Source organism: Desulfurivibrio dismutans (assembly GCF_029210385.1).
In the GTDB taxonomy this organism is placed as follows: domain Bacteria; phylum Desulfobacterota; class Desulfobulbia; order Desulfobulbales; family Desulfurivibrionaceae; genus Desulfurivibrio; species Desulfurivibrio dismutans.
Genome location: NZ_JARGDQ010000019.1, coordinates 1 through 1,663, shown reverse-complemented (window position 1 = coordinate 1,663; position 1,663 = coordinate 1). Strand labels below are relative to the sequence as shown.

The 1,663-nt window shown below is 55.4% G+C and carries 1 protein-coding gene; it reads left to right on the top strand.

All coding sequences use genetic code 11. The features are described from left to right. The first annotated feature begins 119 nt into the window (after window positions 1–119). Window positions 120–1,451, top strand: coding sequence for an IS1380 family transposase (locus P0N66_RS12690; RefSeq protein WP_275805994.1), 1,332 nt, complete (start codon window positions 120–122; stop codon window positions 1,449–1,451). Window positions 1,452–1,663: the final 212 nt, after the last annotated feature.

Sequence of the window (1,663 nt, the reverse complement as noted above, 5' to 3'; positions counted from 1 at the left end):
CCTGAATCCGTGATAATTGACCAATAAAATATGGTCCGAAAACAAACTAAAATATTGAATTATGGCCTAAATGTTACTATATTTCACCTGTTCCCAAAACTCACTTGGCAGGTGAAAATATGCAACGTTTCATCCTTGAGCAATCAGGCGATTTCTACTCATCCCACTCCGGTTTGGCCTTGGTGGGGTTGTGCATGAACAAGTACACCAGCTTGGCCAAAATGCTGGGCCGGGAGGTCGGGGTGCTGTCATCGGGCACCTCGCACCCTGATCTGTTACGCAGCTACATCGGGCTGCTGAGTATCGGCAAAAGTGACTATGACGCGATCCGCAACCACCAGCAAGACACCTATTTCAAGAAGTCCTTGGGGGTAAAGCGGGTGCCATCGGCCGAGATCATGCGCCAGCGGATGGACAAACACGCCGAACCGTTCCGGCGGGTGGTGGAGCATTGCAGCGTGGAGATGCTGTGCAAAAGCAGGGCTCTGGTTTCGGCGGAGTCCACCGGGCATGTGCCGTTGGATATCGATGTTTTTCCGATGGATAACTCCGACACCAAAAAGGAGGGCGTCTCCCGCACCTATCACAAGACCGATGGCTATGCCCCCATCGCTGCCTATCTGGGGCTGGAGGGCTGGTGTTTGGAAATCGAGCTCCGCCCCGGCAGCCAGCACAGCCAGAAGGGTTTTATCCCCTTTCTGGAGCGGGTATTGAGCAAGGCCCGCCAGGTGACCGGCAAAAACAAAAAGTTGCTGGTCCGACTCGACTCGGCCCATGATGCGGTGGAAACCCGAGTAACCCTGCGGGAGCAGCAGCGGGTTTCCTACATCCTGAAATGGAACCCCCGCAAGAAGGAAAATTCGGCCTTGGCGGCCAAAGCCTTTGCCGAGGGTCGGGTGACCGAGCCCCGCAAAGGTAAGCGGGTGGCCCTGTTCACCATTGGGCGGGAGCAGGAACACGAAGGGAAAACTTACCGCTTCTCCAAGGTAATCCGGGTAATTGAGCGCACCATCGACAAAAAAGGCCAGATGCTGCTGCTGCCTGAACTTACGGTGGAAGGCTGGTGGACCAATCTCGATCTGCCGGAAGAGCGCGTGATCCGGCTTTACGAAGCCCACGGCTTGAGCGAACAGTTCCACAGCGAGTTCAAAACCGATCTCGATCTGGAACGTCTGCCCTCCGGCAAGTTCGCCACCAACGCCTTGGTGATGGCCATGGCGGTAATGGCCTACAATATCCTCCGCTTTATCAGCCAACTCGGCTTACTGGGAGAGGCGGCACCGATCCGGCATCCGGCCAAACGCCGACGGATCAAGACGGTGATTCAGGAGTTGATCTACCTGGCCGGCCGCCTGATCAGCAGCGGCCGCCGCTGGAAGTTGCGTTTTAGCCGGCATTGTCCCGGCTTCAGGGCCTTTGCCTTGGTTTACAACCATTTGGCCTTGGCTTAGTCCGCATTGGCGGGATCGGCAACAACCACAACAAGGGGGCAGTGCGCCGAAAAACTGAGCAAAATCGCCTGATTTTCAAAGAACCGGGCTGAAAACAGCCTTAATAACCATTTTTTGCATTCAGTTGGCTCGGGCGGTCGGTTGCCTAGCCAGAAAAATCAACCAGCGATGGGGCTGGATATGCTTACGCCAAAACTCGTCACTGATTCAGG

Excerpts from the sequence above, each read along its gene's own strand:
- P0N66_RS12690 (WP_275805994.1), top strand. The coding sequence starts at position 120 with ATGCAACGTTTCATCCTTGAGCAATCAGGCGATTTCTACTCATCCCAC.